Annotated in this window: 1 protein-coding gene; it reads right to left on the bottom strand. The window is 35.3% G+C overall.

Annotation, left to right across the window (positions count from 1 at the left end; translation table 11 throughout):
* On the bottom strand, positions 1-4,466 hold a 4,466-nt coding region (locus tag PW52_RS16820), incomplete at its 3' end, for a LamG-like jellyroll fold domain-containing protein (protein ID WP_044634149.1).
* Positions 4,467-4,589 lie beyond the last annotated feature (123 nt).

Here is a 4,589-nt window from a genome sequence, read left to right as displayed (position 1 = left end):
ATAGTCTCGTAGGGTAAAGGCGCTGTTTGAAAATAGATGTTTTTTATATTATACAATTTAGCCCCTGTTGCAATTGCTTTTTCATCTGAAGTTATATCTGCTAAAAATTCGTTCATTTTATAATAACGTTGTAAACTAGAGCCTACTGTTGCAGAAATTTCTGAAGGGATTACATTACCAGAAACAAAAGCACTTGCATCGTCCAATTCCTGATAAATCATTTTTTGAATCTCATCTTCGCTCAACCCAAAATTAAACAATCGTACTTCATCTATTTCACCTTTAAAATATTCACTAGTTAAAACATTTTCTTCTCCAGAAACCCCAGGACGTCTACCTATTGTAAAATCTGTAACACCAGAAGCTATCGCACTTGCTGTAATAGTTTCTTCTGCTTCCCCGTTAACATAAAGAACAAAATTATTATCTGGATTATTAAAAGAAGCTGCTATATGAACCCAAATATTATTTGGTAAAACCGTCATGGAAGTTAGCGTATTTCCTCCAGCTACAGCACTAGCAGTACCATCACTATTTACCGTTATATAAAAATTATCTTGACCAGCAATGCGTCTTTGCCCTGAAGCTCCAACAGGAATTTTAATCCAAGCCATAAGAGTTGCAGATCCCCAAGCATTAATTACCGGTACGTTTTCTGAAATATAATCGTTTCTTCCATCAAAATAAAGCGTATACTCTTCATTTAAATCTCGAGGCGAACCAAAAACAGTACTATCTGTATCAAAAGTATCTAAAATACCATCGTTATCAACATCTATAGTACCATCTATAATCCCATCATTGTCCGCGTCAAAATCTAAATAAATAGTTTCTTTAATATCAAAAACACCATCGTTATTAGAATCAACCTCTAAATAATCTGGAATTCCATCATTATCGCTATCTAATGGATCTGGATATGAAGCACTACCGTGGTCTTCATCGTCTGTGTCATTATCGTTTCCATCCATAACTGCTAATATTCCATCTCCATCGGCGTCATCATTTGCCAATAAACTATTCGCATCAGAGCCATCACCAGAGCCATCACCATCTACATCGATATCTCCCTTACCATCATATTCAACGTTATCGAATATACCATCATTATCTGAATCGGCATCGATATAATCTGGAACACCATCTCCGTCGGTATCAATAAGCGTTGCACCACTTTCATATGAATCGTGAACACCATTTTGATTGGTATCTACCCAACCATCTCCAAATAGTGTAGCATCTTTATCGGTGTCTGCAAGCCCAAGTTCAACAACATTTGGAATACCATCATCATCATTATCTAAATCTATTGAATCTGCAACTCCGTCACCATCTAAATCACATAAAATTTGCTTAACATAAATATCATCTATTGCTAAATCGTTACCTTGACCTCCATCTTGACTATTAATTAATTGAATAGTAAACTGAGATGAATTTGTTGTAAATGTTGTTTCTACTGTTACCCAATCGCCATTTGGATTTGATGCATCGGTTGGTTCAATTAAACCAGATGTTGAGGCTGGAATAAGTGAATTTCCATTTGCATCATAAACAGCAATAAGTACTTCTGGCCTATTTCTTGGATTATCATCCCATGTTGCTCCGCCTGGGCAACCATCTAAACAAGGCGCATCTGATCTATCTAAATTTATAACAGAAAACCCATACGTTACTTCTACTCCAGGTGTTACTCCTGTAATATTTGCGCTATAAAAAACTCCAGGATCGTGACTGGCATTAATTAAAAGCATACGGCCTGGTTCTGCTCCGTCTTCGCTATCTGGTGTATGATCTAAACCTGTATACCAAACTTGATCGGCCCAACTAGCAACTTCTCCATTTGGTGTTTGGTTCGTTCCGTCTCCATTTCCTGCTCTATAGTAAATAGTATAAGAACCATCTCCTAAATTATTATTTCCAGAACATGTTCCAGAACCATCTTCATAACAATAAGTTGTTGTGGCCCTATCGTTATATTCATCTATTTCTACTCTATTGTAACCTGAACCAAAAGTTTCGTTTAAAAAAACCATTTCTACGGTTGTAGCATATGGGTATGTTTTACATGAATTATCTTCGGTTGTATCAAGAATACCGTCATTGTCGTCGTCGCCATCAACGTTATCTGGCACACCATCTCCGTCTGTATCTGGAAAATCTTGTACTGCTTTAGCCACTATATTAAATGTGTAATCATCTTCTGTATCTCCAAGATCCACATCGTCATTTAGAATTCTTAGTACAGCAGATTTTGTTCCAACAGTATTTGGATCAAAGGCTACGGTAAAAGTTGTAGATTCACCTATAGCTAAAACAGATATTGAGGGCTGAGCGATAGTAAAATCTCCAGAAGTTGAAACAAATTGTACAATAGGGTTTCCAGTTAATGTTAATGGGTCTGCCCCGTTGTTTGTAATTCTAAAAGTTTTAATAAGTGGGCTTTCAAATATATCATGATTACCAAAATCTGTATTGTTTTCCTCCAATGTATCCCCAGGTCCTGCACCATCATTAATCATATTTCCATTACCCGTAACATCTATTTCTTGTGGAGCATCTGGTTTAATTTCTAAACTTAATGGATAGTCTTCAACTTCACCTGCATTACCATCAAAACTACCATCACAAGCATCATTACTAGGGTGCCACCATGCTCTACAAGCAATGCGCATTGCTGTAACACCTGATACGGCATAACTAGGAATATCGAAATTTGCATTAATTGTAGTATCTGATGTTCTTGGGTCACCCCCACCCGCATCAAGATATGTCCAAGCCAATTCATTATCATCGTCAAAATTACCATCGCCATTAAAATCTACCCAAATGCGATAACCATATTCTGCCCAACTTTCTCCAACTACTTTAATAGTTACTTGACACTGTTGACCTTTATATAATTCTGCCGCTAAAACAGAATCTGTATAATCGGTATATCCAGAATTATCGTAGGCTGAATTATTATTTATTGTATTTCCTGAGGGTTTTGGACTAGCAACAAAAATATTACTTATATGTCTTAAAGCACTATCGTTAGATACATCTGGCTCACAGTAATCATGGCTAGCAGTTGTAAAATTTTCAATACTTGAAAAATTAGTAGAACCATTACACAATGCTGAAACACGTACATTGTATAATGTTTTTTGGTCTAACAATTCTAAATCGACTGAATTGGATGTAGAAGTTACAACATCCCAATTAACCAAATTATCTTTTTTATATTGAATCTCGTATGAGTCAATCCCTACTTGTTCATTCCAGGTTACAGTTGCTGAATTTGCTGTTATGTTATTTATTACAACTCCCGCAGGTGGGGCTTGATTATTTAATGTTATGGTTTGCGTTGCAGTATCACTATTTCCAGTTGCAGCATCGAAATAGGTCCAAGTTATGGTATGAGTGCCGGGTGTATTAAATGTTGTTGCATCGGATGTTGTAGGAGTTACAGTATTACATTGATAATGAATATCTTCTGGCGTTTCCGCTTCAAAATAACAATACACCGAGACATTGTTTAATGTTGGCGCTACCAAAGGTCCGGAATATTGATTTACGGTTACAGTGGTTGTACATATACTTGTTTGAGTACCATCATCAACTGTTAAAGTAATTACATTCTCTCCTAAATCATCACAATTAAATTCTGATTTGTCAATTGATAAACTCATTGTTCCTGAAGAAACCGAAGATCCATTATCAATATCTGAAGCTGTTATAGAAGCACTTCCGAAAGCATCTAAAGTTATACTAAAATCACCCACACAGCTCGCTACTGGCGGTGTTGTTACCGCTTGTCCACTTAAAATAACATCATCAATGTAATAATTATCATTTCCATTAGAGCCATCTATAAAATTAGAACGTACAGTTGCTCTAAATGCTGTAGCAGAATTGGGAATTGATATCTCAAAAGGGTTTGTATTAGGACCTGAAGCATTAAAATATATTATGTCTGTTGTGGCTGAATCTACCCCGTCAATTAAATTAACAGAATTATCGACCCATACACTTCCATCATAATAAGAATAATCTAAAATTAAATGCTCATTGTTATCTGGCTCCCCAAGTGACTGATATGCTATAGAAAAGGTAACATCTGTATAATTTGTTAAATCTTTTTCTGCAAAAACTATAGATGGTGTATCATCCCAATAGTTCTTAATTTCCAAACAATATAAATCTGAGGCTGGTGTTGTTATATCAGAATTTACCACTCGAATAAATCCGTTTACTGTAGTTGCCGTATAATCCCAGTTATCTGTACCAGAATGTGCTGTAATAGTTTGGCTAGGCGGAGCCCAAGTACCATCTTTATCAGCAATAGCTTTTTGATAGCTAGGATCTCCATTATGAAAACGTTGTTTAGCTATTTCAACTTGCGAAAAGGCTTTGTTAATACATACAGTTAAACAAAATAAAACTATAAATAATTTACTTGAGGCGGGTAATTTATTTTTCATTTATTAAAATTTAGTTAAGCACTTTTTTAGACAATATTTATATTAATAAGTCACATTTACCAAGACTTAAACAAGTATTTTTTGTATTATGATTTTTACTTAACCACAATCTTTTTAGTGAGT

Source organism: Neotamlana sedimentorum, assembly GCF_000943565.1.
In the GTDB taxonomy this organism is placed as follows: domain Bacteria; phylum Bacteroidota; class Bacteroidia; order Flavobacteriales; family Flavobacteriaceae; genus Neotamlana; species Neotamlana sedimentorum.
The sequence above is the reverse complement of the archived record's forward strand: the minus strand, read 5'-3'. Positions and strand labels throughout refer to the sequence as shown.